This window comes from Arcicella sp. BE140, assembly GCF_031456255.1.
Lineage (GTDB): Bacteria > Bacteroidota > Bacteroidia > Cytophagales > Spirosomataceae > Arcicella > Arcicella aquatica.
On the sequence record NZ_JAVDUE010000019.1, the window covers coordinates 60,558 to 85,459 of the forward strand.

Genomic DNA, 24,902 nt, shown 5'->3' on the forward strand with positions numbered 1-24,902 from the left:
ATTCATAAATAATAATTGGACGGAATTGCATTCTTAAGAATGCCCTAAGTACTGACGTAGTAGAAGACTACGCCAAACTTGGGAAATATCTCGAAGTACAATAATACCGAAAGCCGACGACCGATAGCTGAAAGCTCCCTACTTCTTCAAATAAGCCTCAATTTCTTGCAAACTCAATGTATTAAACGTCATATCAGTAGTTAGTCCCCCTTTACGGGCTACGGCTACGCCATAGTGCATATCAAAATACCCCTCTTTTTCATGGGCATCGGGATTGATGGATAGTTTTACACCTTTTTCTAAGGCATATTGTATCCACCGCCAATCTAAATCTAACCGATACGGACTAGCATTGATTTCTATCACTACATTGTTGGCAGCACAGGCATCTATCATCTTCTGATAATCTACAGGATAACCTGCTCTTGATAACAACAGTCTGCCCGTCGGGTGTCCCAAGATGGTAGTATAAGGATTTTCGATCGCCGCTATTAGCCTCGACATCGCTTTTTCTTCCGTCATTTTTAGGTTTTGATGGATAGAAGCCACGATATAATCAAAGCTTTGGAGTACATCATCGGGATAGTCTAAAGAACCATCGCCCAAAATATCAGACTCAATCCCTTTCAAGATTTTAAAAGGGCGGTCGGTCATCAAAGCATATTGCTGATTCAGGCGGTCTATTTCGGCATGTTGCTCAAAAATCCTTTCCTCCGAAAGCCCTTTGGCATAAGATGCCGTTTTAGAGTGGTCGGCGATACCTAAATATTCAAACCCCAATTCGCGACAGTAATCTGCCATTTCTTTTAGGGTATGTCTGCCGTCTGAGTAGGTAGAATGATTGTGTAAAATACCCTTTAGAGCATCCCACGTAATCAATTCCTCATTCTGATGTTTTTGAACCCAATCAAACTCGAAATTGCCCTCACGCATTTCGGGAATGATATAAGGTACATTCACACTGGCATAAATGGCTTCTTCCGACTCAAAGGTTTCTTTTTGAACCGTCTTGAGTAAATGCTGAGTAGACAAATGTTTGGGCGAAGCCGAATAAATAAACACTTGGTTAACAAACTGTACTGGCGAACAAATCAATATTTCAATATCAATGCCTTTGCCTTCAAAATGTCCTCGCCAAGCAAATGGTGAAGATGCTTTTTCGTCTTGTTGTAACGTCGGTAAGGTATTGATAAATCGTTGAACTTCCCAAGGTTTTTCATGCCCCACTACTAGCTGAATGCTTTCTACGATTTCGTTTTTGCGTCTGACATCACCAACAATTGACACCAGTTCGAAATGTGCTTCTAGTTCGTCGAACAACACTTGAGCCAACTCTTCTCCTTTCTCCATCCGAAGTTTCCCCGTATTCGACTGTGCGTACAAGATAGATTCTTTGATGGTATTCTGGATTTTCTCACCGAAACCCTTCAATTTTGCTACGTGTCCGTTTTCACAAGCTATCAGCAATTCGCGGGTATCAGTAATATTGAGTTCTTTCCAAATCGCCCGTACTTTTTTGGGACCAATACCTTTGATAGCGAGCATCTCCAACACACCTTCGGGGGTGCGAGCCAACAATTCAGAAAGCTCTTGGCTAGTACCCGTTCGGGCGATTTCCTCAATTTTTGTCGCAATACTTTTCCCAACACTTGGCAAGGTTGATAATTGAGCTACCGACATATTGAGTAAATCTTCGGTAGTTTTATCCAAAGCACGCACCGCAAAACCAAGATTTTTGATTTTGAATTCGTTTTCGTCGTGTAATTCAAGCAGCTTTACCGTCAGTTCAAGTAAGGCGACAATTTCTTCGTTATTCATTAAGCTTTCATTTATGATTGATTCGCTTGATCTGCCAATTGGCTTTCCTGTTCTGCCAATACTTCGGCTACGGGTCTGAAATTACCTTTTTTCAGTAGCTCGTTTTCAGGAACATACGGACATACCTCTAAAATAGTAGTAATGTTAATATCTGTAATCAGATAATCGTTTAAATTTCCTAAGTTTTTCACCAAAGCCTCGTATACCTCTTTCGGGTTTTCGGCATTGATTAACATCATGTGAGGTACTTTCTTTTCTTTTTGTGTTTTTTCGTCGAAAGTGATGTATTGTACTTTGGCTTTATACCAGATTTCCGAGCCATTTTCTTCAAAGAAAACTTCGCTCAACTTCATTTTAGCCAAATTAATCAACTGAAAGTCAGGTGTATTACTTGCTACTACTTCAAACATCCTAGCTTCTGCTTCGGTATATGAAACGGCATCTACCAAGTATGCCTCATTGATTGTTTTTAAAGAACCCGCTTCGTCTTCACGTTGGTAACGTATTTTACCTAAATACCAAGTTGCCATATTTTGTTTTTTAAATTAATATACAAAACCTCACCCCCGGCCCCTCTCTGAAGGAGAGGGGAGATTTTCACTTAGAGTTGTAAACAACTCTAAGTAATCTAGTTTGTACCTGTAACTGAATATAAAATATTCTAAAGATATTTTATATTCAGTTATAGATATTCTCCCCTCTCTGAAGGAGAGGGGTCGGGGGTGAGGTTCCCTATACAAAACTATCAAGACTTCTGGAGTAATACAATTGCTTGTGAATAAGTTCTTGCAACCCTTTTATAGTTTTTGGCATCTAGGATATTAAACAATTTGTCAGACTCCCTGATTATCTTGGTTTTATTCATTAATTTAGTTACCTATTTTCAATAAAGTCTCTTCAAAATTTTATTTAACAAGATGGAATCAACAAGCGTTTTTAATCCTGCTGTGCACACCCAGCAAAGTAAAACAAGTTTTGCTAGTCTCCTTTTGGGTATTCCTTTATATGTCTATGTAGTTGCTATTTGTTCGTGCTTGGTTATCAGTGGTATCCTATGGGATATTGCATGGCACATGACGATAGGAAGAGACGGACTGTTCTCTGCCCCACACAATCTGATTTACATCGGTGCTGCCTTCGCAGGAATTATCTCTGGTTTTCAGGTACTTAAAACTTCGTTCTGGGGCAATGCCTCTGAAAAAGGTAAGATGGTAAATTTCTGGGGTATTTTTTATAGCTCATTAGGAGGAATGCTCTGCATCTGGGGAGGCTTTGCCGCAGGGACATCTGCTCCTTTTGACGACTGGTGGCATAATACTTATGGGCTAGATGTTCAGATTTTCTCACCTCCGCATACTGTCTTATTGTTGGGTTTGATTGCCATTCAAATCGGTGCTATGATTATGGTGTTAGCGATTTTGAACAGAAAAGAAAAAATAGCGAGTTTAAGTACCGAACAAAACAAAGCCCGAATAAATCGTTTACGTTGGATTTTTATTTTTACCGCAGGCATGGTATTAGCTACGGCCTATACGTTTATGTTTGAATTTTTGGGCAGATGGAATATGCACGGTGCCTTGTTTTATCAAATAGGTTCGGCATTGTTCCCGATGTTAATCATTGCTTTTTCTCGTGCTTCTGATAGCAAATGGGGTGCTACTTATGCAGCCTTGATTTATATGGTTTATTATATCGCCATCAATGCTACACTCAGAATCTTTCCAGCCGAGCCTTTATTAGGACCAATTGCCAATCCTGTTACTAATTATCAAACGACGGCATTCCCTTTATTATTGGTTTTTCCTGCATTGGTTATTGATATACTAAAAGTGAAATTCGCAACCCAAGACGATTGGGTATTAGCCGTCTTGATGGGCTTTGGTTTCCTCGCCACTTTCTTGATTATCCAATATCCAGCAGGTAATTTCTTATTAGAATCTCCTTATGCCCGCAACTGGTTTTTCCAATCAGATGCATGGTCGTATAGCAGTGATGCCGACTGGCAATATCGTTATAAATTTGCTCCTTGGGATGTTACTACGGGCGTATCTGCATGGGCTACTGGCGGAGGAGTGGCTTTGGTACTTGGTGTTTTATCTGCCAAAGTAGGTTTAATGTGGGGTAAATGGATGCAGAAAGTGCAGCGGTAGCTTTATAGCTTTAAGTTGTGAGCAATGAGCTTTCAGCTTGTTAAGTAGCAATTTAAATAGAAAAAATACCGCTACGGGGTTTATGTAAAAAACCATACTTTAATACTTTACCTGCCTTAAAAAAATCACTATGAAAAAAAATATTTTAAACAGTTTATTCCTACTGCTTTCTCTGTGTATTACTTACAGAAGTCATGCCCATATCGGTAGTTCGGGTGTTGTTTTTGAAGGCAATGCGGGTAAATATGCCTTGCAAGTATACGTACAACCGCCAGACGTAATTCCGGGAACGGCTAAAGTAACTGTCATTACGGATGGTAATGATATTGAGAAAGTACATATTAAGCCTATTTATTACTGGTTTGGCGACGAAGGGTCTCCTCGCTCAGACGAGGCTTTTCCCGTAGCCAATCAGGCAGGACGCTACGAAGGTCAGATTTGGCTGATGAACTCAGGTGCCGCTAGTGTGCAAGTAGAGATTACGGGCAACCGTGGTAAAGGCACGATGATTGTCCCCATTGTAGCCATAGCTACTGCCAAACGCGAGATGTCACCATCGTTAGGTTGGATGTTGGCAGGTTTGGGATTACTTTTGGTGGGTCTGCTAACAACCATCATCGGAGCCAGTACGAGCGACAGCTTACAGGCTGTAGGCGAAAGTAGTAATGACGCTACGATTAAAAAAAGAGTCAGAGGTTCAGTAATTGGAGCAAGTTTTTGTGGTGTTTTACTTTTTGTGGGCAATAATTGGTGGAACGGACTGACGGACGACTATAAAAGAGAGTTGTACCAACCTTATACAGCCAACACCAAAGTAATAGAAGAAAACGGCGTATCGGTATTGAAATTACAGATTGATAGCAATTCTGTCAAAAGACGTTGGCTAAGCTATGCCATTCCTGACCACGGTAAACTGATGCACTTGTTTTTAATAAGAAAGGGAACGATGGATGTATTTGCCCATTTGCATCCTACTAGAAAAGATACTTTAAACTTTGAAGCCCAAATGCCCGACTTGCCTGCGGGGAAGTATTTGTTGTATGCAGATGTAATGCGCCTGCAAGGGTCGCAATACACCATTGCAGATACGGTTGAAATCACGAAACAAATTGTAAATGGTAAGGCTGTAAGTCCTTTAAAAGACCCTTATGATGCCTACGCCATCACGAATCCGTTGAATACTAAAGAAGCTACTATCAAAAGTGATCAGATAACCATCTGCGGTACGCCTGGGGTAAAAACTAAATTGCAGGATGGCTCAAGTATTGTGTGGGAAGCTGACCCTAAAAAGCCTTTGATGACGGGGCAGTTCTATGATTTAAAATTTAGTATTGTAAGTCCAGACGGAACAAAAGCACAGCTTGAACCTTATTTAGGCATGATGGGGCATGCGGCTGTCGTCAAAGATGATGGTTCGGTATATATTCATTTGCACCCTACGGGAACAGTTTCTTCAACGTCGGTAGTTGTGATGCAAAAAAGATTGAATGAAACATCTAGCAAACCTATTTTCTTGCCAGCACCAGCTTTTAAAGATAGCGTGGATAAAATCATGACGAAATTGAGTGTGATGTCAGAAGCTGAAAGAGATAATTTTTTGATGCCAAATATGTTACATCCTGACAACAAAAGCGAACATCATAATACGGTAAATTTTCCTTATGTATTCCCACAGGCAGGGAACTATAGAATTTGGTTGCAAGTAAAAAGAAATGGTAAAATCCTGACGGGCACTTTTGATGCGAAGGTGATTTAAGGTTCAAGGCTATCGGACTTCGGGTTTCGGTAATCAGGTATTTGCTTTAGATGTATTAATCTTCGAACCCCCATCCGTAAAAGCATCTTTCTATTAGCTGGTGACTTAAGTCCTAATGATTACCCATATGTCCATAAGTACTTGATAATCATGTTCTTATCACTAGCGAGGGACTTAAGTCCCTCGCTAGTGATAAGAAATTCACGTAGTCAGGCTATGACAAGAGAAGACCAAAGCTCGGTTTGAAGGACGATTTAAACCTATTCAAACCAATTTTATCAATAATCACCTCTTCATTTTAACTTTTTAAAAGATGTGGGTAATTGATAGGACTTAAGTCACCAGCTAATAGAAAGATGTTAGAACTCGTGAGCAATATCACCCTTTCAGGGTTTAACGTAATTGATTATCATTAATGGCTATAATCATGTCATCCCTTCGGGATTTTTCTAGTTATTGGTTGTCAGCTTTCAAGTGTCAATTCGATTAATGGGAGAATAAACCCTAAAAGGGTGAAAGGATTATAGGAAAGCAATAAAAGTGCTAAGACAAAATCCCGAAGGGATGATAGATAGTGTTTATCAGCTTTCAGATAGCTGACTTTCCCAATTTATTTCCAACAAGAAGTTTATTGCTGTTCGAAATGCTCTTCGAAACAAGTGGAGGAGCATTTTTTCAAGTTTAAAGTCTAATGTCTAAAATCTTCAAGCCTTAAAGTAAAAAGTCTAGTAGCTAAAAACTTATGTCAAAAACTCTAGCGTCTTATGTCTAAAATCTTACATCTTAAAGTCCTCTAACTTCTTTTGGAAATTTGTCGCCTATCAAGTTCAATTTAATATTATGCTCTAAATAGGCCTTCATGCTATCTAAAACAGTGGTAAAACCACCCGTACTATCTTTAATAACCTCAATTAAATCGTCGCCAGTCTGTTTAAATCCATAATTTTTAATAACAACATATGTCGTCTCGTCGCTTAGCGCTAAAAACTCGTAATCAATACTGGTAGCAGGTTCACCCCAATCGACAGCTATTTTTGTATTAGGTATTATTTCTTTTACAAGAACCGCTACCGAAACACCGTACATTTCCCACTCCCAAGTAATCGTTTTGCCAGCTTCCAATTTCCCACTAGATTTTGTAAACCAAAAATTAGTAGTGATGGCAGGGTCTATAAATGCTTGAAACACTACCGATACAGGCTTTCGTATCATCATTTGGGTTTCTACTGTTGGTATTTTTGTTTTTCCCATATCAGTTGTTGATTTATATTTCAACTGATGGCATGACTTGGAGTCATGCCATCAGTACAAGGCTCATTTTTTCTGAATATACAATTTAGCATAACGAATTAACTCCTCATCGTTTTGAAGGAATGTTTCTTTTACTACTAAAGTAGTATTGTTTATCCATTTAAGCTGATTTATCCCTCTAGTTTTTAATGTTACTTCATCTTTAACAATCAACCCTTGAGGAGTAATTTGTATTAGATTAAACGCATTTTCAGACTCTCCTGCTACTAAATCAGCATTTGATGAAATAATCCATTTCTTATCTGGGGAAACAACGGGAAAACCATACAAAGGCATGTGTTTTCCTGTATGCATATCAATCAATACGTATTCAATCGACTCGTAGAAATTCACCTGAAAAACCCACTGCGATTGCTCTGCTAAAACTCCTATAAATTCATATACTGCATAAGTATCAAAACCTTCGGTGGTATCATTTGTAGCAATATTTTTTTTTGTTCCGTCGGCAAGATTTCCAAACCATTTTAGTCCAACCTTTTCTAGCTTAGTACTATCAGGAATCAGATTAGTTGCTTGGTTTGTTTTATCAAAAAAATCCTTTGTTGATGGTTCAAAAGTAAAAATAAAGTGCTTGGTTGTTACTTGATGCTCGTTGGTATCAGGCATTGCTAATATCTTAGCTAGTGTATCAGTACTATTTTGCTGATTCACTATTGTTGTATCTTGCTCAGTAGTTTCAGACTGTTTATGACCACAATTCCAAAGTGTTAAACAAATAATTATTGAGGCAATAAGAAAATTAAATAAACGCATAGAAAGATATTGATAGGTTAATGAACGAATTTTAAGTCTGGCTTATAAACAAAACAACAGGCTTCAAAAATGGATTTAGTTAAATATTCTATAGAAAAAGAAACTTATTGATTCACAGCTCCTGCACAATTTACTTAAATTAATCATAAATTCACATTTAAAATGATAAGCCAATGGCTAAACTACGAATGCTTTCAGCAAGAATAAAGCTTGGATACTTATTAATACTATTTATGTTGTATATCTCGCCATCTTTTGGACAAGATGCAAAGAGCTACGCTTTAAAAATTGTAAGTGTTTTACAAACACAAACTTTATCTTCTACCCTAACTTACAAATTAGACTCTTTGAAATCAAAACATATACCTTCAAGAAGTGACTTCAATATTCGCTTTGACAGAGATTTAGATGTTGGCTACATGCACCAAAGAATAGAGATAGCCCTAAATTTTTATAGTTATCAAATAAACATTCTTAAGAAAAATGACACCATTTGCGTATTGACATTAAAACATGGTACTGACCCATTCGATAATGCCCCACCATCTTCTTACTACTATTCTAGCATCAATAAAGAGCAATCTTTAAATTATTTGAATCAACGAAATAAATTGTATAAATCAAAAAAAACTTTAGCCAATTTGGTCTCTGAGCTTTCAACGTCAGAAGAATTTGCCATGTATTGTGGTGATGGAGCACCCATAACTACAATGGGGGAGAAAATATTAAAGCTGGTTGAAGAAGAAAATACCTCAGAGCTTGCCGACATGGTAAAAAGTATTTGCGTTGAAACTCAAGTGTATGGGGTTACTGGCTTTGAAATGTTAGAACGACAAGGTGATGTGATTCCGTCAGACATTTATAAATTAATCAAACTAATAAAAAGTAGAAACGCTGAAACGGTAACATGTAGAGGTTGCTTATCAGGACTTGTCAAAAAAATTTACAATAAACAGAAATAATATACATTTCACGCACTAAATAGAAGTTATACTTTGCTGTAAATGATAGTTTTATAAATTACTTTTAAGTTTATGGTCACATTGTGCACTTTCACCCATATCGTAAAGCTTTTTCAATATTTTTTCATCAGTTCCACCATACCTAAGTCCTGAAATACAAGAAACGGCTATTGCATTGATAGCACGTTGAATTTCATCTTCAGTTTGTGGTTGTTTTTTGAAATAGCAATGTCCACATTCAAGTTTGGAGTGCTCAATTAAGTCAGGTGCTTCGTTTTCAGGTGCTCCACAAGTAATACAAACTCCATTCTCGACATAGAAGTCTCCTTGCGAATTTTCTGGATAGCGTTCAGGTATTTTAGCTTTAGGTTTATCGGATAATTTCGTCTTTTTGTTTGTCAAGAACTGAAAGATATTATAAAATATATTGCTACTCGTTCCTTTGGGCATGGCAAATCTTGGTTTTAAAACTAGTCCTTTGAATTTAGTGCTAAATTTTCATAATTATGTCATTTGTTCAATTAAATCATCTTCTGGTCGTCACTCATGGCATGACTTCAAATTAGTTGACAACTATGATATAAACTGTCTAAAGCGCTTAATTTTTACCCGCAGATTTTCGCTGATTTAATTCGCGGATTATAGAGATTTTTTTAATATTCTTCAAGTCCGCACCGTGTGCCACAGACCACGGTTTTAGTCCTTAAGTCTAGCCTTTAATATCTTCAAGTCTAATGTCCTCGTCTAATATCTTTAAGTCCTCAAGTCTAATAATCCTCAAGTCTAATATCTTCAAGTCCTAAAGTCCAATAATCCTAAAGTCCAATAATCTAATAGCTTACTCTCAAAAAAAAGGCTGACAAAAATTAATTTGCCAACCTTTTATTGTTGATTAGTGTAATAAAATCGTTAGAACTTCCATCTTACAAAAGCTTCCATTGCTTCGTATTCGGCTAAGCCTAATTTGTTGTATAACTTGGCAGTATTACTGTTTCTATCTTCTGCACGTTGCCAGAACTCGCGGTCGTCTGAACCTTGGAAAGGTACACCATCTTTTTGTGATTGGTGTTTGAAAATACCATAACGTTTTTTCAATACTTGGTCTGGCGACATCGGTACGGCCATTTCTATCTGGTCGATATCCCATTCTTGCCATGCCCCTTTATACAACCAAATCCAGCAATTGTTCATGTACTCGCGGTGTTTTAGTTTTTGTGCCGCTTCGATAATAGCATCTAAACAAACTTTGTGCGTTCCATGCGGGTCGGCTAAATCGCCTGCTGCATAAATTTGGTGTGGCTGAATCTCTTCAATCAAATTCAATACGATATCTACGTCAGCCTGTCCGATTGGGTTTTTCTGTACCGTTCCTGTTTCATAAAAAGGCATATCCAAGAAATGGATATTTTCTTTTTTGATACCTACGTAACGGCAAGTATTTTTGGCTTCCCCTCTACGAATCAACCCTTTGATATAACGAACCTCAGGTGTATCAATTTCAGAATCCTTCTTAGCTTTCAAAAACTTAGCGGCTTCACGATAAATGCGGTTTGCTTTAGCATTGTTAGCCTCAAATCTTTCGTTGAAGTCAACCACAAATTCAGCAAAACGCAACGCTTCGTCATCAGCAACGGCAATGTTTCCAGAAGTTTGGTAAGCCACGTGTACATCATGACCTTGGTCGTGTAAACGTTGGAAAGTGCCCCCCATAGAAATAATGTCGTCGTCTGGGTGTGGGCTAAAGATAATCACTTTTTTACGAGCAGGGTACGCACGTTCAGGACGGTTAGAATCGTCCGCATTAGGCTTACCACCCGGCCAACCCGTGATACTGTGCTGTAAATAGTTGAATACCTCAATGTTTATATCATAAGCTTGTCCATATAATGCCAACAAATCTGAAAGACCATTTTCGTTATAATCTCCGTTAGTAAGCTTCAATACAGGCTTATTCACTGTTAATGCTAAATGGATAACAGCCTTTTTAATCATTGGTCTGTCCCAATTCACGGAATCCACCATCCACGGAGTTCTTAGTCTCGTTAATTGTGATGCCGCCGAAGTATCAATCACAAAACAAGCATTTTCGTGTAATTGCAAATAAGAAGCAGGAACATCAGAGCTTACTGAACCCTCAACGGCACGTGCCACGTTGATGGCCTTGTGTTCGCCCCATGCTAATAATACCACACGTTTGGCTTCCATAATTTTTTGGACACCCATCGTAATAGCCTTTTTAGATACCTTCGCCAAACCACCAAAGTCGCCAGCGGCATCTATTTGGGTCGTTAAGTCGAGGGTCATCAAACGTGTTCTTGAATTAATCAAAGAACCTGGTTCGTTGAAACCAATGTGACCGTTTCTACCAATACCAAGCAATTGGAAATCTAAACCTCCATAACGCTCAATTTGCGCTTCGTAATCTTTACAAAACTCTCCTAATTTTTCAAGTGGTAACGTACCGTCTGGTAAATGCCAGTTGCCCGATGGAATATCAACATGGTCAAAAAGTTGTTCACGCATAAAACGCACATAACTTTGTACAGCGTCTGGTTGCATCGGATAATACTCGTCGAGGTTATATGTAACTACATTTTGGAAACTTAAACCCTCTTCACGGTGCATTCTGATAAGCTCGGCGTAAACTTTTTTAGGTGATGAACCCGTTGCCAAACCTAATACGGCGGGTTTACCTTCAATACTTTTTTGACGAATGATGCCAGCGATTTCATGAGCGATTGCCCGAGACGCTGCATCTGAATCAGCGTAAATAATGGTCGGAATACGTTCGTAACTAATGGCTTGTTCCATGTTAAATCAATTTGAGAATTAGAAAGATTTTATATGTTATTAAATTAGAAGGCTTGTTGTAATATGAGTGCATGTTTAAATTATTTCTCTTTCTCAAAGACAAATACTTCCTTTTCTAAGACCTTACTTTTCTTGTCTTGATACAAGAAAAGTAACAAAAGAAAATCAAGAAATTCCGAAACTCGCTTCGCTCAAACAGCGGAATTTCAAAAGATGCTTACGCCAGTCTTGTCTAAAATATTGAATTATAAATCTTTATAAAATTTAAACATACTCTAAAGCTTCAATCATCAATTAAGCGTGATTTATTCCTTTTTGCTCACTACAATTACTTCCAATCCTAGATTATCTAAGATTTTGTTAAGTGTCTTTATTGAAGGGTTAGCCTTCCCTAGTTCGATAGAGTGAATCGTCTTAATCGCTACATCACTTTGCTCGCTTAAATTTTCTTGGCTAAGAGAAAGAGTATTTCTTCTTTCACGGATAACACTGCCTAATTGTTCAAGATTCATATTTCAGAATTATTTTACTGATATTTTTGCAAATATACAATTAATATTTAAAATAAAAATTATTATTCGGCAATATGTTTCCGATGTGTTAAATTAATTGATTGTTTCTATTAATTTATCATTATGTGTAGGGGTTTAATAGCTTCCGACTGTCAGATTACTGAACTTGCCATTCATCACATACTTATATTTCATTCATCATAAACAAGGCTAATTTTGCATTATTCAAATGAGCAGTAATCATGATGATATGATAAAAACTATCAAAAAAGCGCTTTTTTGATGATTTTATACCCATTTTTGCAAGAGAAATAATAAATAAAATATATTCATCCCAATGGCTGAATGATGGACGGAATAGCTTGGTTGTTGGAGGTAAAATGAAGAAAATCAAACAATTGTATGTAGTGATATGCATATGAGAAGTACAAAAGATGGAAATTTATGACATATATTTTTTGAAAAATGATAACTAAAATCAAATTCCTGAGTTTTTAAAAGAGAAACAAAAACCCATTTTTAAATTTAAACATTTCTAATCTCAATTTATGATAAACCTTATTCGAAAATCCTTATTTGTATTATTGATTTTACCGATACAACTTTTTGCTCAATCTGATAAATTAACAGTGAGTGGCTATATAAAAGACAACAAAAATGGCGAAGGCCTGATAGGTGCTTCCATCTTTGTGAAGGAATTAATGACTGGTACTACCACAAATACTTATGGTTTTTATTCTTTGACTCTCCCTAAAGGCGATTATTCAATTGTCATTAGCTCATTGGGCTATCGTAAATCAATAAAAGACATTAAGCTAATCGACAAAAACGTTACCTTGAATGTAGAAGTACAAGAGGACGGACAGGAGCTAGCGGAAGTAGTAGTAAATGCTAAACGCGAAGACGACAACGTCCAAGCCATAGAAATGTCGGTCAATAAAATAGAGATGAAAACCATCAAGAAGATTCCTGCCTTGTTAGGCGAGGTCGATTTGGTGCGAGCTATTCAACTATTGCCGGGGGTTTCTACAGTGGGCGAAGGCGCTAGTGGTTTTAATGTCCGTGGGGGTGGGGTTGACCAAAACCTTATCTTATTAGATGATGCACCCGTATACAATTCTTCACACCTTTTTGGCTTCTTCTCTATCTTCAATCCAGATGCAGTAAAAGATGTTAAACTTATCAAAGGCGGTATTCCTGCCCAATATGGTGGACGTGGGGCATCTATTTTAGATGTAAGAATGAAAGAAGGAAATGCCAAACATTTAGAAATCAATGGAGGCATTGGAGCAATCTTTAGCCGTCTTTCTATCGAAGCGCCTATCATAAAAGATAAAGCTTCGTTCATTATAGCGGCACGACGTTCATACATTGATGTACTGGCAAAGCCATTTTTAACGGGAAGTAGTGCCGATTCAAAATTCAATTTTTATGATTTAACCGCCAAAGTAAACTATAATATCAATCAGAACAATACTGTTTTCTTATCAGGATATTTTGGTAGAGATGTTTTTGGTAACCAATTTGGTTTTAACTGGGGAAACAGCACGCTTTCTGCTCGTTGGAACCATGTGTTCAGTGCTAAATTATTCTTGAACTCTACGGCTTTCTATAGTAATTATGATTATTTGCTTGATTCTGATTTGGCTAATAAACGCCCCAATAATGCATTTAGATGGACGTCGAATATCAAAAACCTAAGCTTTAAGCCAGACTTTACCTATTACATCACGCCAGACAATACCCTTACTTTTGGTGGACAGGTATTAAACTATGACTTTACGCCAGGGTCGGCTACGGCTAGCTCAAATGGAGACAAACGTACGTTTGGCTCAGCCCCTAAAAATGCAGTAGAATATGCGGCTTATGTAGGAAATGAAATGAAAATATCGTCGAAACTATCGTTACAATATGGGCTTCGTTTTTCTAGATACGATTATACCAGTAAAGAAGATGTATATTATGAAAGAGTATATGTGGGCGTTTCAGACGAATTTCCTTCGGGCTATGACCTTACGACCAAAGCCAATGATAAAAACAAAGTATTACAAAGTTACCAAAACTTTGAACCAAGGTTGAGCATGAAATTAGAAACTAGCGAAAGCAGTTCGATCAAAGCTAGTTACAACCGCATGGCTCAGTATATTCATTTGCTTTCTAATACGGCTGCTTCTACACCATTGGATGTTTGGACGTCTAGCACCAACAACATCAAACCACAGTTGATAGACCAAGTTGCCTTGGGTTTCTTTAAAAACCTTGGTAATAACGAATACGAAACATCTGTGGAGGTATATTATAAAGACCTACAAAACCAAATAGACTATGCCGACCGTGCAAACTTATTCTTGAACCCTACATTTGAAAAAGATTTGATGTTTGGTAAAGGGCGTGCTTATGGGGTAGAGTTTTATGGTAAGAAAAATAAAGGCAAACTAACAGGTTGGGTAAGCTATACGTTAGCGCGCACAGAACGCTTGGTACAAGGGTTGAACGATAATAATTGGTATCCTAACCGTTATGACCGTACACATACGTTGAACGTGGTAGCCCAATATGAATTCAACAAAACTTGGAGTTTTGGCTCAAACTTCTCATTTATCTCTGGTGTGCCGTATTCGTTAGGAAAAGGACAAGGAGTGTATGAAGACTTAACGTTTGGGATTACGACCAATGGCGTAAGAGGTAATGTAAGAGTGCCTGCATACCACCGCTTGGATATTTCGGCTACTAAAAAGAACAAGAAAGCATTGTTTGGTAAAGGTGAATCAGAATGGGTATTTTCGGTTTATAACTTATACAATCGTAGAAATCCATTTTCAATTTATACCCGACCAAAAGATGATGGCGGAACTACCCAAGTGGGAACAGTACAGAACGAAGCCGTTCGTTTATCAATCATAGGCTCGTTTATTCCATCTGTAACGTACAACTTTAAATTCTAATAGCGGATTTTTAACATTATCAATTATGAAATCGATTATCAAATATATATTTTCCATATTCCTGAGTGTTTCTTTAATGAGTTGCGAAGACGTAATTCAGCTAAATGTTCCCGAAACCGAAAAGTATTTAGTAGTAGAAGGTACAATTACCAACGTAGCGGGCGAACAATTTATTAAACTGACGGAATCGCAGGCATTATTAAGCACTACCACACCCAATGCCGTTACGAATGCTATCGTGAAAGTAACCGATAATACGGGTAAAGTGTACGAATTTAAGGACACTAAAAACGAAGGTAAGTACATCTGGACGCCTAGCAGTTCTACTGAAGTCATGGGAGCTATCGGCAAGACTTATACACTAAGGATAGATGTGAACGGCGAGAGCTATCAGGCAGTATCGGAATTGAAAAGAGTACCAAAGATAGATTCTATCGTATATAAATACGAGGATAGTCCCAGAGTAAACCAAACGGGCGACAATAAACCTAAACAAGGCTACGACGCTAATTTTTATGCCAAGGATTTTGTAGGAGTAGGCGACTGCTACCGTGTAAAAGTGTATAAAAATGGAAAAATGTTTAGCGGAGCGGATAACATCGTGATTGCTTATGATGCTCTTTTAAACAAAAGTAGCGTGGGTGATGGCTTAATGTTTATTTTACCATTGCGTAGGGCTATTTCACCAGAATTGTATGCTGAAAACGATAAATTAAAAGTAGAACTTAATTCAATTACTGAAGCTCATTTTGATTTCTGGACACAGTTCCGTACTGAACTGAACAATACGGGTTTGTTTTCAACGCCAGCAGCCAGAATCCCTTGTAATGTAGTCAATATCAGTGCAACGCCTAAAAAACAAGCTGCGGGTTGGTTTGGTACATCCGCTGTTAGCACGTTGGAAGTGACAATTGATAAAAATAAGGCGGTAAAGCAGTTTAATGATTAGATTTGTGGATTAATTTGGTTTTCGGTGGTCGGATTTCAGCTTTCGGATGTCGGCTATCGGCTATCGTACATCGGCTTTCGGTGGTCGATTATCGTCGGCTATTAGCTTTCGTTTTTTACAACGACTGAAATCCGACAACTGAAACCCTACTACCGACAACTGAAACCCTACTACCGATAGCCGAAATCCGATGTCCGAAAGCTGAAATCCGACAACTGAAATCCGACATCCGATAGCTGATAGCCGCAACCACCGATAGCCAATAGTCGATCAAAAAATAAAAATATGGAAACCAAGCAAAAAAATAATCCATTACATGGCCTAACCTTAGAAAATATTGTGAACCATCTAGTGGCTTATTATGGCTGGGAAAAGTTAGGCGAATTAATCAATATTCGTTGTTTTAATTATGACCCAAATGTAAAATCAAGCTTATCTTTTCTAAGAAAAACTCCTTGGGCAAGAACAAAAGTAGAATTGCTGTATTTGAAGAGTTTAAGAGATATCGCCAAGGCGGAGAAGGCCTCTAAGCTTTGAGCAATTAGCCTTTTATTAGTATTGATTTCAAAAGAAAATCCCGAAAATGAATAAATCATTCTCGGGATTTTTTATTATTAAAACTTCAAGTCAATAAATCCTAAAGCCCTACATACTTTTAGTTACCAATCAATTTAATAACATAGCTGTAAGAATATTTTTTATCCAGCATTCTATATTGCTTATGAGGAAGCTCTCCCCAACTATTATCGCCACCAACACCACGTTGATTTAAATCGATGTGTAAGGTGTTTTCATTACGAATCTTAATGTCGGTAGGGTGCTGTTGTTTTTTAGTTTCTCCAGGATCCAAATCTTCTGTTTTATATGGCAGTAAACTAAAACAAAAAGCCTGAGGAGCTTCTACTAATAGGCCTTGTCCTTTGTTATTAACTACCTTCAACCAACGCGTATCAGTATGATAACCATGTTCTTGTGGACGAATATAGTTACTTACTATTGCTTTAGGACTGAATTCTTGATAAACGCCCAAGAACGACGCCGTCTTACGGTCGCTATAGTTTTCTAAAGGTCCACGCCCATAATAACTTATATCATCTGTTGATTTATCCAACTGCATACGCATTCCGAAACGAGGGAGTTCTGGTAAATTACGTTCGCCCATATCCATTGTTGCCGTCACTTTTATTGCTCCGTCAGGTTGAATTTGGTAAGTAGTTGTATAAGGAACATTGATGCCAGTAAGGTCGTAATTTACCGTGATTAGTACACTTCCATCAGCTTGTTGATCGCCTACCTGTACATTCTTAACGGCTCTGTTGATATGGGCATTTCTCCAAATTCCTAAATTAGTACCCATTTCGTTTCCAAAATCGTTATCGGTAGCTGCTCTCCAGAAATACGGTTCAGGGAATTGTTGGATGACAGACTTATTCGAGCCTAAACCATATTTTGTCCATTGCCCTCTTTTGGTATCAAACTCACCCGTAATGTCTCCTGCCGTAAAACGAACTTTATTTTGTTCACGACTAACTTGTACAGTAGCCTTAGTGTCCTTTTTAGCTAATATTTCAAAATATGATTGCTGACTAAGGATAAATTGCTCACGAGCAATTTCGTGTCCAGCAGGAACTAGCTGATTCGCTACTTTGGTATAAGCAAATACCGAAAGCGTATATTCTGCCTGATTGTCGATGGCAGGGATGTCTAAGTGAATCTCTTTTTGTTGTTTTGGTGCCAACGAAACCGCAAATGTTCCTTCTTGCTGAGGTACACCATTTTTAGCAATCATCCACTTGAATTGATAGATGTCTAAATTGGTAAAATCAAAAAGGTTTTCAACGGTGATATTACCCTTAGCAAGGTCTTTTTGTTTGAACAAAATAGATTGATATACTTTTTTCACCTCGAATAAACCCGGATGAGGAGTACGGTCGGCAGCTACCACACCATTTGAACAGAAGTTCTCATCGTTTTGTAAGTAATATCCTCCTAAATCGCCTCCATACGCAAAAAATGGTCTTCCATCGGTTGTAGCCGTTTGCATACCTTGGTCTACCCAATCCCAGATAAAACCACCTTGCATGTGTTTTGAACTAGCGATAATATCCCAATATTCTTGAAAGTTACCATTACTATTCCCCATAGCGTGCGAATATTCACACATGATGTATGGTCTTGTTTTGCTTGGGTCTTTGGCATAAGAAATCATTGATGCAATATCAGGGTACATCGGGCAAACGATGTCTGTATTAGCATTTTCGCCAGCTTGTTCTGATTGTACAGGACGGGTCGAGTCTTTTTCTTTTAACCATTTGTAGGTTTCATAGAAAACAGGGCCATTGCCACATTCATTTCCCAAAGACCATATAATAACCGAAGGGTGGTTTTTGTCGCGTTCAAACAAACGCACCGTACGGTCTTTATGGGCATCAGCCCAAAGGGGTAAATAGGCAGGGTGTTTCGATTGGTCAAATCTTCCTTGCCATTCAGCCCCCATTGCATGGGTTTCGATATTGGCTTCGTCTACTACATACAAACCGTATTCATCGCATAATTTATACCAGTAAGTATCATTCGGATAATGACTATTACGTACAGCATTGATATTGAAAAGTTTCATCAATTGAATATCTTTCAGCATCAATTCACGGTTCGGAACGTGTCCTTCTACAGGGTCATGCTCGTGGCGGTTTACGCCGTGTACCAACGTAGGAACACCGTTAATCAGTAATTGAGCATTTTTGATTTCTACTTTTCTAAACCCAATTTTGGTGCTGGTTATTCCCAAAATATTTCCTTTTGTATCCTTTAAGGTTAAAATACAGTCATATAAATTAGGGAACTCAGCACTCCATTTTGCTGGATTGGTGATTTTACCATCCAGTTTAACCTCTAAACTTGTTGGTTTTACAGCAACCTGTTTACTGAAAATAGTCTTTCCAGCTTTATCCTGAATTTCAGCAAGAATAGTACCCGCTTGAATATCACTTTCGCCAAATTTACGCAACGAAACAGCAGCACTAAATAGTCCGTCGGTATAATTTTTATCTAAATCAGCCTTCAAGAAAAAATCCCATAAGCTAGTTTTAGGTAAAGCATACACAAATACATCACGTTCTATACCAGATATACGCCAAAAATCTTGGTCTTCGAGGTAACTACCATCGTGCCAACGATACACCTGTACAGCGAGTAAATTATTACCTTTTTGCAGGAATGGAGTAATATCAAATTCGGCAGGAGATTTAGATACTTTCGTCATTCCCACTTCTTTGCCGTTTACATAAACTACGGCATAACCTGTGATTGACCCAAAATGAAGCAAGATTTCACGCCCATCCCAATTGGTTGGTACAGTGAATGTTTTGCGATAAGTTCCAACAGGGTTGTCGCCACCAATGAAAGGCGGGTTTTTAGGAAAAGGATAAATAATATTGGTATAAATAGGAGTGCCAAAACCTTTTCTTTCCCAGTTTGAAGGTACTTTTAAATCATTCCATTGGCTATCGTCCAAGTTTTTTTCAAAGAAATTTTTAGGACTTTTTTCGATAGAGGGTGCAAAGTTGAATTTCCAAGTACCGTTTAACGATTGGTAGAAGGGCGATTTTGCATAGTCGTTTTCAAGGGCAGTTGGTTTATTTTCATAGACCATAAAATCGGTGTGGGCAGGTTCTTTGTGACTATCGACTACCGCTGGGTTTTCCCAAGGATTTTGACTTTGGGCGTATCCCATCTGAGCGATTAATACACTTAATAGCAATATTTTTTTCATTGTTTTTATAATAGTTATTTTTTGTTTTTTGATAAGATTCATTGGTGTTATTTAAACCCAGTAAATGGGTTCTATATATAGGATGCACGATAGAATACTTTTATACTCTTATAGCTTCAAAAAATATTATTATTCCGTGAAAAAACAATATTCGGTTGTTCTAGTCCACCTTGTATTTCATCCCAATCCGTAGTAGTGCAAAGTGATGCTCTTTTATTAGAATAAGCTTTTCAATACAAATTTTCTCCTTGTCTGAAACGAAGGGACGCATAATCAGATTGGGGCAGTCGCCGTTATGAGGTAAGTTTTTATCCCTTAAAAAAACTCTCTCATCCCACCAAAACTTCAATCTGTCGGAAAGTATTTCTGAAAATCAAGGTTCAGTAGTTGTTTTGAATCAGCAATTAAGCAAAAGCTTTTGGAATTATTGGTTAACCACCAACAAAAAAGGAAAAATAAACGATTATTGATAGCCGATTTCTGACGACCGACAGCCAATAGCTAAAATCTATTCGAAACAATTCATTAAATTTAAACTTGCATCATAATTAACCATTAGGGTGCTTTTATCGCTTAGAAAATGAACTATAAACCAATTATTACGAAAACATACGAAGTTGAAGCAATCAAGCATCTTCAGCTCAAAACATTCTCTGGAGATATAGAACTGATTGGTCATGATGAAAATACCATTAAGGTAGAAGTCTATGCTACCGTGCGTAGTTTGTTTACGTTTTTCCTAATCAAAGACCCTCTGCTAACGTTTGATTACGATGCCCAAGATCTTACGATGAACGTAGTAGATGACACGCTCTTTATTTACAATAAACCAAACTATTTGAATATCTATAACTGGTTTAATTTCCAGAAAACCTCTTTCAGAGTATTTTTGCCTGCTAACATCCATTCAAACACTAAAACATACGGTGGAAAAATAGTTCTTAAAAAACTGGAAGGCAATCATGGCTTTTCTACTTGGGGAGGCAATATTTTGTTAGAACAAACACTAGGCAACATTGGTGGCTCTACGATGGGCGGTAATGTAGATGTCCTAAAATGCCAAGGCAATGTAGAGGCTAGTACGATGGGTGGAAATATTTTTTTAGCAGGCAACAACGCTGATATAAAAATTGACACCAAAGGCGGTAATATCTATGTTCAAAACAACGAAGGAACGATACATTGTTCGAGCTGGGGAGGAAATATTGATGCATTTAACGTATCAGGAGGTTTTGAATGCAATACCGCTGGGGGCAACATCAACTTAAAAAATGTCAATGGTAATATTGGTGCCAGTACCAAGGGAGGGAATATCCGTGCCGAAGTAAATGGCATTAGCCAATACGCTTGGTTTGATACCGCAGGCGGAAATATAAAAGTGGCGTTACCGCTAGAACAATCCTTAGATTTAGAGGTATCGGCATCACGTGTACGATTACCTCCGCTTCAAAACTTTTCAGGTTATCAAACCAAACAGAGTATTCGGGGCAAACTGAATGGGGGAGGAGCTAACGTAACCATCAAGACTTTAGCGGGAAACATTACCATTTATAATGCTGATTTTGCTAGTGATACATTCAAACCGAATACGCCACCAAAACAAGCGGATAATCCGAAAACAGAAGCACCACCAAAATTCACTGAAAAAAAAACTCCTGAGCAATTTCAGGAGAGACCTATCAATACCGCTAAACCTTATACGGAATCAAAGCCTTTTTCAGATAACGAAAATGCGGTTCATTTGAAGCCAAATTATAATATTTATTTTAATGTCGTATTTTGTTTGCTGGTGGGTTATGCCGTTACTTGTGTGATATTTTTCACGGTAGCCACCAGCAAGCTACCCCTTGATTTTTCGGATGTTTATCAGGATATTTTTTATTTAACCCTGATGAGTTCCTTAGCCGCTATTGCGGCTATTTACGTTTTTCTAAATTTTGTGGAAAGTAGAATCCCACCTATCGACCTTGTAAAATTTATGCCATTAATGGGTTGTGCTTTGCTGTTTGGCAATCTCTTTCATTCAGCCCTTAGTTCGCATAATGAAGCAGGCAGTCTTTGGGCATTTGATATGCCAGCGGCTATTTATTTTTACTTTGTTTTGCCCGTGATTATCAGTTGGTCATATCTTTTTTATTGGCTCAGAACACGCAGTATTACCCGCAAGATTTCTGAACAAGAATACCAATTGTTGAATCTGGAAAAACTAAAATCAAAGGCACAGCTAGATGCCCTAGAGGCTAGAATCAACCCACATTTTTTGTATAATTCACTGAACAGTATAGCGGGATTAATCCACGACAAACCCGATAAAGCGGAGGAAATGACGATTCAATTATCAAAATTATTCAGGTACACGACGGGACGTACCGAGGAAAGTTTTCATACGTTTGCAGATGAATTGGAAATCATCAAAGCCTACCTGACCATTGAGGAAGTACGTTTTGGGCATAGACTAACCTATACGATTGATTGTGATGAAAGTATTTTGGATGAAAAAATCCCTAGATTTTTATTACAACCTTTGGTAGAAAATGCGATTAAACACGGTATCTCCAAAATAGCCAGTGATGGTTTGATAAAGGTAAATATTACCGTGCAAGAAGGAAATATAGTGATAAAAATTCATGACAACGGTCCAGATTTTGGGGAATCGTTCGGGGGAGGTTTTGGACTGAGAAGTATTAAGGAAAAACTAAAAATTGTTTACGGCGATAAAGCAACCATTGACATAAAAAATCAACCAGAAAAGGCGGTTATTATAATTATAAAGTGATTAGTGATTGGTAATTAGTGATTAGATGTGCTTTGTGCTTGCCTAAAAGGCGGACATAAATTTTAATTATTAATTATATTTATGAAAGCTGAAAAGCTACATTACTCTAAAACTAATCACCAATTACTAATCTCTAATTACTCAAAAAGAATATGCAATTCAAAACCATACTCATAGACGACGAACCCATTTCAATCAGTCGCATGCGACGACTATTGAATGATTATAACGATACTTTTGAAATCATTGGCGAAGCCCTAAACGGACAAGAAGGCCTCGACATTATTGAAGAGTTAAAACCAGATTTGATTTTCCTAGATATTGAAATGCCCATTCTTTCAGGGTTTGAGATGCTAGCAAAATTGACCTATATGCCGATAGTGGTTTTTGTAACTGCCTTCGACCAATTTGCTATTAAAGCCTTTGAAGAAAATTCGGTTGATTATCTATTGAAACCCATCGAAAAATCAAGGCTTGATAGAACAGTCTTGAAATTACAAAAACTGACTGAAAATAAAGCGGTAAAACTATCGTCTGAGAGTCTTCAGACTATCTCAGAATTGATAAAACCTAAAAAGGAAATACATTCTATCTCCGTAAAAAATGGCGACAAGATTTTAATCATCGCCTTCCATGAAATCTCCCATTTTCAGGCAGATGAAAAATATGTGTTTCTAAATACCGTTGACGGCAAACAATACATTACCAATCACACGATTGTAAACTTAACTGAAAAACTACCAGATAGCTTTATCAGAATCAGTCGCTCGTGTATCGTAAATGCTACTAGAATCAAAGAACTAGAAAAGCATTTCAACGGCAAATACCTAGTAGTAATGCAAGACCAAAAACGAAGTAAATTAGAAACAGGTATTTCATTTCATGATAATTTAAAGCGGTTGATGGAGATATAGGGGAGGGCTTTCGGTCGTCGGGTTTCGGATTGTTAAGGTAGAGAGCTTTGACAACTTTTAAAAAGTTGTCAAAGCTTAAAAACTTACCCGTTTGGCATAATTTAATCATTACGCCAAGCTTAGATTTATAAATTAAAGTATAACATCTTTCAAATTATTTCGCTTGCCTTTATTTGGATAAAACATTTTTGATTATCCTTTAATTTTTGTTAATCTTTCCATTATTTCATCCCATTCAAAAAATCTTTCTTTTTCCTGAGCTACTTCTCCAAATACTTCTTTGGGGAGTTTATAAAAGTCTGCATAAGGAAGAGGAATATTTTTAATGAATTTATAATCTTTTAATATATTTTTATCATTCCAAGGCTTGCCTAAAATACTTAAGGAATGATAATATATTAAAAGTTGTTCGTGAGTTGAAAGTTGAGCTCTCAAAGTTTTAATGTATTCATATTTATTGTTTATAATTTCACCATCTTGTTCTATTACGAATTTTATTGTTTGAAATAGGTGCCTAAAGTAATGCCCTAACCTTGATACATGGCCTTCAAATGGCTGATATTTTATTCTCAATTCGCAAATTCCATTATTTTCGTGAGGTATTACTAATTTTTGTTTTTTATTGTAAGCTTTTTGCCAGCCTTTAAGCAGATTATGAAATTCATTTATTAAATCATCGTCAAAGTATTTCATTAGTTCATTATATGCTTTATTTGAAAAATTACCAATTCCAAAAAAAAATGTCAAGTATGCAATGTTGAAAATTTGTTCTTTATTCATTTCTTGCTTAGTTTTCCCAGACTTATAATTAGATTCATATAATTTAAACAATAAGCAATAGCAGAAACGTAATTCGCTGTACATATATATAAAACACTTTCGTCCAAGTACGTTGTCTTGAATATTGAATTCATTTATATTTTCTCTATGTAGTTTGAGTAAGTCATAAAACTTAGTTTCAAACCTTTCACGTTTGTAACTTATATCTTTCGCCGTTGTTCGTGTCTCCACGAACAGCTCTTGGTGGATTGGAGAGTCTAATTTCGCCCTCGTTGGTGTTATCTCCAACGAGCAAGCCTCAGCAACGATGAATATAGATGATTTAGTTTCTTGACTTATTATATTAACGATTGTTAGTTTGCGAGTTGTTTACACACGTGTTGTTGGAGGACAAACTCCAACAACGGCTAAAAAAACTTTTAGATAAATATGGAAGAAGATAGTAAAAAACTAATGTATTTTTTGATACATGCTGTAATCGTTGTTTTAATATTTATAGCTTTAACTAATTGGTTAATTGGAAATCCAATGGGAGGTGGAGAGCTAACTAGAACGATGTTCCAAGTAATGTTATATTTTTTACAACTTGGTGTTATGCTTATTGCCCATAGAGGTACTCCATATCTAAAGTATGCATTTTTTGGTGCAACATTTGCATTTATTATGGTTTTTATAATTGAAATAACTTAATAT

Annotated in this window: 18 protein-coding genes; 9 read left to right on the forward strand and 9 right to left on the reverse strand. The window is 37.2% G+C overall.

What is annotated here, in order from left to right; translation table 11 throughout:
• Window positions 1-138 precede the first annotated feature (138 nt).
• Together J2Y60_RS21120 and J2Y60_RS21125 are read right to left on the reverse strand one after the other, a co-directional pair.
• Window positions 139-1,818 (reverse strand): helix-hairpin-helix domain-containing protein, encoded by a 1,680-nt coding sequence (locus J2Y60_RS21120; protein WP_309923432.1) that lies wholly within the window; start codon window positions 1,816-1,818, stop codon window positions 139-141.
• 11 nt (window positions 1,819-1,829) lie between these two features.
• Window positions 1,830-2,348: a DUF4494 domain-containing protein gene (locus J2Y60_RS21125; protein ID WP_309923434.1), complete on the reverse strand. Its 519-nt coding sequence runs from the start codon at window positions 2,346-2,348 to the stop codon at window positions 1,830-1,832.
• A gap of 387 nt (window positions 2,349-2,735) precedes the next feature.
• Here J2Y60_RS21125 and J2Y60_RS21130 point away from each other — a divergent pair, with 387 nt between their 5' ends.
• Both J2Y60_RS21130 and J2Y60_RS21135 read left to right on the forward strand, forming a co-directional pair.
• The gene (locus tag J2Y60_RS21130) at window positions 2,736-3,968 is read left to right on the forward strand and encodes a hypothetical protein (RefSeq protein WP_309923437.1); all 1,233 of its coding nucleotides are present in this window, start codon (window positions 2,736-2,738) and stop codon (window positions 3,966-3,968) included.
• Window positions 3,969-4,098: 130 nt separating this feature from the next.
• Window positions 4,099-5,724, forward strand: a complete 1,626-nt coding sequence (locus J2Y60_RS21135) for a hypothetical protein (protein WP_309923439.1) — start codon at window positions 4,099-4,101, stop codon at window positions 5,722-5,724.
• A 783-nt stretch (window positions 5,725-6,507) separates the two neighbouring features.
• Here the strand turns inward: J2Y60_RS21135 and J2Y60_RS21140 are convergent.
• Both J2Y60_RS21140 and J2Y60_RS21145 read right to left on the reverse strand, forming a co-directional pair.
• Window positions 6,508-6,975 carry an SRPBCC family protein gene (locus tag J2Y60_RS21140; protein ID WP_309923441.1) on the reverse strand — a complete coding sequence of 156 codons (468 nt, stop codon included), beginning with the start codon at window positions 6,973-6,975 and terminating at the stop codon, window positions 6,508-6,510.
• Window positions 6,976-7,038: 63 nt separating this feature from the next.
• On the reverse strand, window positions 7,039-7,788 hold the full coding sequence (locus J2Y60_RS21145; protein ID WP_309923443.1) for a hypothetical protein: 750 nt from the start codon (window positions 7,786-7,788) through the stop codon (window positions 7,039-7,041).
• Window positions 7,789-7,961: 173 nt separating this feature from the next.
• On the opposite strand from J2Y60_RS21145, the gene J2Y60_RS21150 reads away from it, so the two are divergent.
• Window positions 7,962-8,750: a hypothetical protein gene (locus tag J2Y60_RS21150; RefSeq protein ID WP_309923445.1), complete on the forward strand. Its 789-nt coding sequence runs from the start codon at window positions 7,962-7,964 to the stop codon at window positions 8,748-8,750.
• 51 nt (window positions 8,751-8,801) lie between these two features.
• Here J2Y60_RS21150 and J2Y60_RS21155 read toward each other — a convergent pair whose 3' ends face one another.
• From J2Y60_RS21155 to J2Y60_RS21165, 3 genes are all read right to left on the reverse strand, one after another.
• The gene (locus tag J2Y60_RS21155) at window positions 8,802-9,200 is read right to left on the reverse strand and encodes a ferredoxin (protein WP_309923447.1); all 399 of its coding nucleotides are present in this window, start codon (window positions 9,198-9,200) and stop codon (window positions 8,802-8,804) included.
• 459 nt (window positions 9,201-9,659) lie between these two features.
• On the reverse strand, window positions 9,660-11,561 hold the full coding sequence (gene nagB / locus J2Y60_RS21160) for a glucosamine-6-phosphate deaminase (protein WP_309923449.1): 1,902 nt from the start codon (window positions 11,559-11,561) through the stop codon (window positions 9,660-9,662).
• A 305-nt stretch (window positions 11,562-11,866) separates the two neighbouring features.
• A complete protein-coding gene (locus J2Y60_RS21165) occupies window positions 11,867-12,073 on the reverse strand; it encodes a helix-turn-helix domain-containing protein (protein WP_309923451.1) in 207 nt (68 codons plus the stop codon).
• A gap of 548 nt (window positions 12,074-12,621) precedes the next feature.
• On the opposite strand from J2Y60_RS21165, the gene J2Y60_RS21170 reads away from it, so the two are divergent.
• From J2Y60_RS21170 to J2Y60_RS21180, 3 genes are all read left to right on the forward strand, one after another.
• On the forward strand, window positions 12,622-15,018 hold the full coding sequence (locus J2Y60_RS21170; RefSeq protein WP_309923453.1) for a TonB-dependent receptor: 2,397 nt from the start codon (window positions 12,622-12,624) through the stop codon (window positions 15,016-15,018).
• 25 nt (window positions 15,019-15,043) lie between these two features.
• Window positions 15,044-15,967 carry a DUF4249 domain-containing protein gene (locus J2Y60_RS21175; RefSeq protein WP_309923455.1) on the forward strand — a complete coding sequence of 308 codons (924 nt, stop codon included), beginning with the start codon at window positions 15,044-15,046 and terminating at the stop codon, window positions 15,965-15,967.
• 285 nt (window positions 15,968-16,252) lie between these two features.
• A complete protein-coding gene (locus tag J2Y60_RS21180) occupies window positions 16,253-16,504 on the forward strand; it encodes a VF530 family protein (RefSeq protein ID WP_309923457.1) in 252 nt (83 codons plus the stop codon).
• Window positions 16,505-16,622: 118 nt separating this feature from the next.
• On the opposite strand, the gene J2Y60_RS21185 is transcribed toward J2Y60_RS21180, so the two are convergent.
• Window positions 16,623-19,739 carry a glycoside hydrolase family 2 TIM barrel-domain containing protein gene (locus tag J2Y60_RS21185; RefSeq protein ID WP_309923459.1) on the reverse strand — a complete coding sequence of 1,039 codons (3,117 nt, stop codon included), beginning with the start codon at window positions 19,737-19,739 and terminating at the stop codon, window positions 16,623-16,625.
• A 580-nt stretch (window positions 19,740-20,319) separates the two neighbouring features.
• Between J2Y60_RS21185 and J2Y60_RS21190 the strand changes: the two genes are divergently transcribed.
• Together J2Y60_RS21190 and J2Y60_RS21195 are read left to right on the forward strand one after the other, a co-directional pair.
• On the forward strand, window positions 20,320-22,515 hold the full coding sequence (locus J2Y60_RS21190) for a histidine kinase (RefSeq protein WP_309923461.1): 2,196 nt from the start codon (window positions 20,320-20,322) through the stop codon (window positions 22,513-22,515).
• Window positions 22,516-22,667: 152 nt separating this feature from the next.
• Window positions 22,668-23,429: a LytTR family transcriptional regulator DNA-binding domain-containing protein gene (locus J2Y60_RS21195; RefSeq protein WP_309923463.1), complete on the forward strand. Its 762-nt coding sequence runs from the start codon at window positions 22,668-22,670 to the stop codon at window positions 23,427-23,429.
• A 192-nt stretch (window positions 23,430-23,621) separates the two neighbouring features.
• Here J2Y60_RS21195 and J2Y60_RS21200 read toward each other — a convergent pair whose 3' ends face one another.
• Entirely contained in the window at window positions 23,622-24,209 is a 588-nt protein-coding gene (locus J2Y60_RS21200; protein WP_309923465.1) for a putative phage abortive infection protein, read from the reverse strand.
• 429 nt (window positions 24,210-24,638) lie between these two features.
• Here J2Y60_RS21200 and J2Y60_RS21205 point away from each other — a divergent pair, with 429 nt between their 5' ends.
• Window positions 24,639-24,899: a hypothetical protein gene (locus J2Y60_RS21205; RefSeq protein ID WP_309923467.1), complete on the forward strand. Its 261-nt coding sequence runs from the start codon at window positions 24,639-24,641 to the stop codon at window positions 24,897-24,899.
• The last annotated feature ends 3 nt before the right edge of the window (window positions 24,900-24,902 follow it).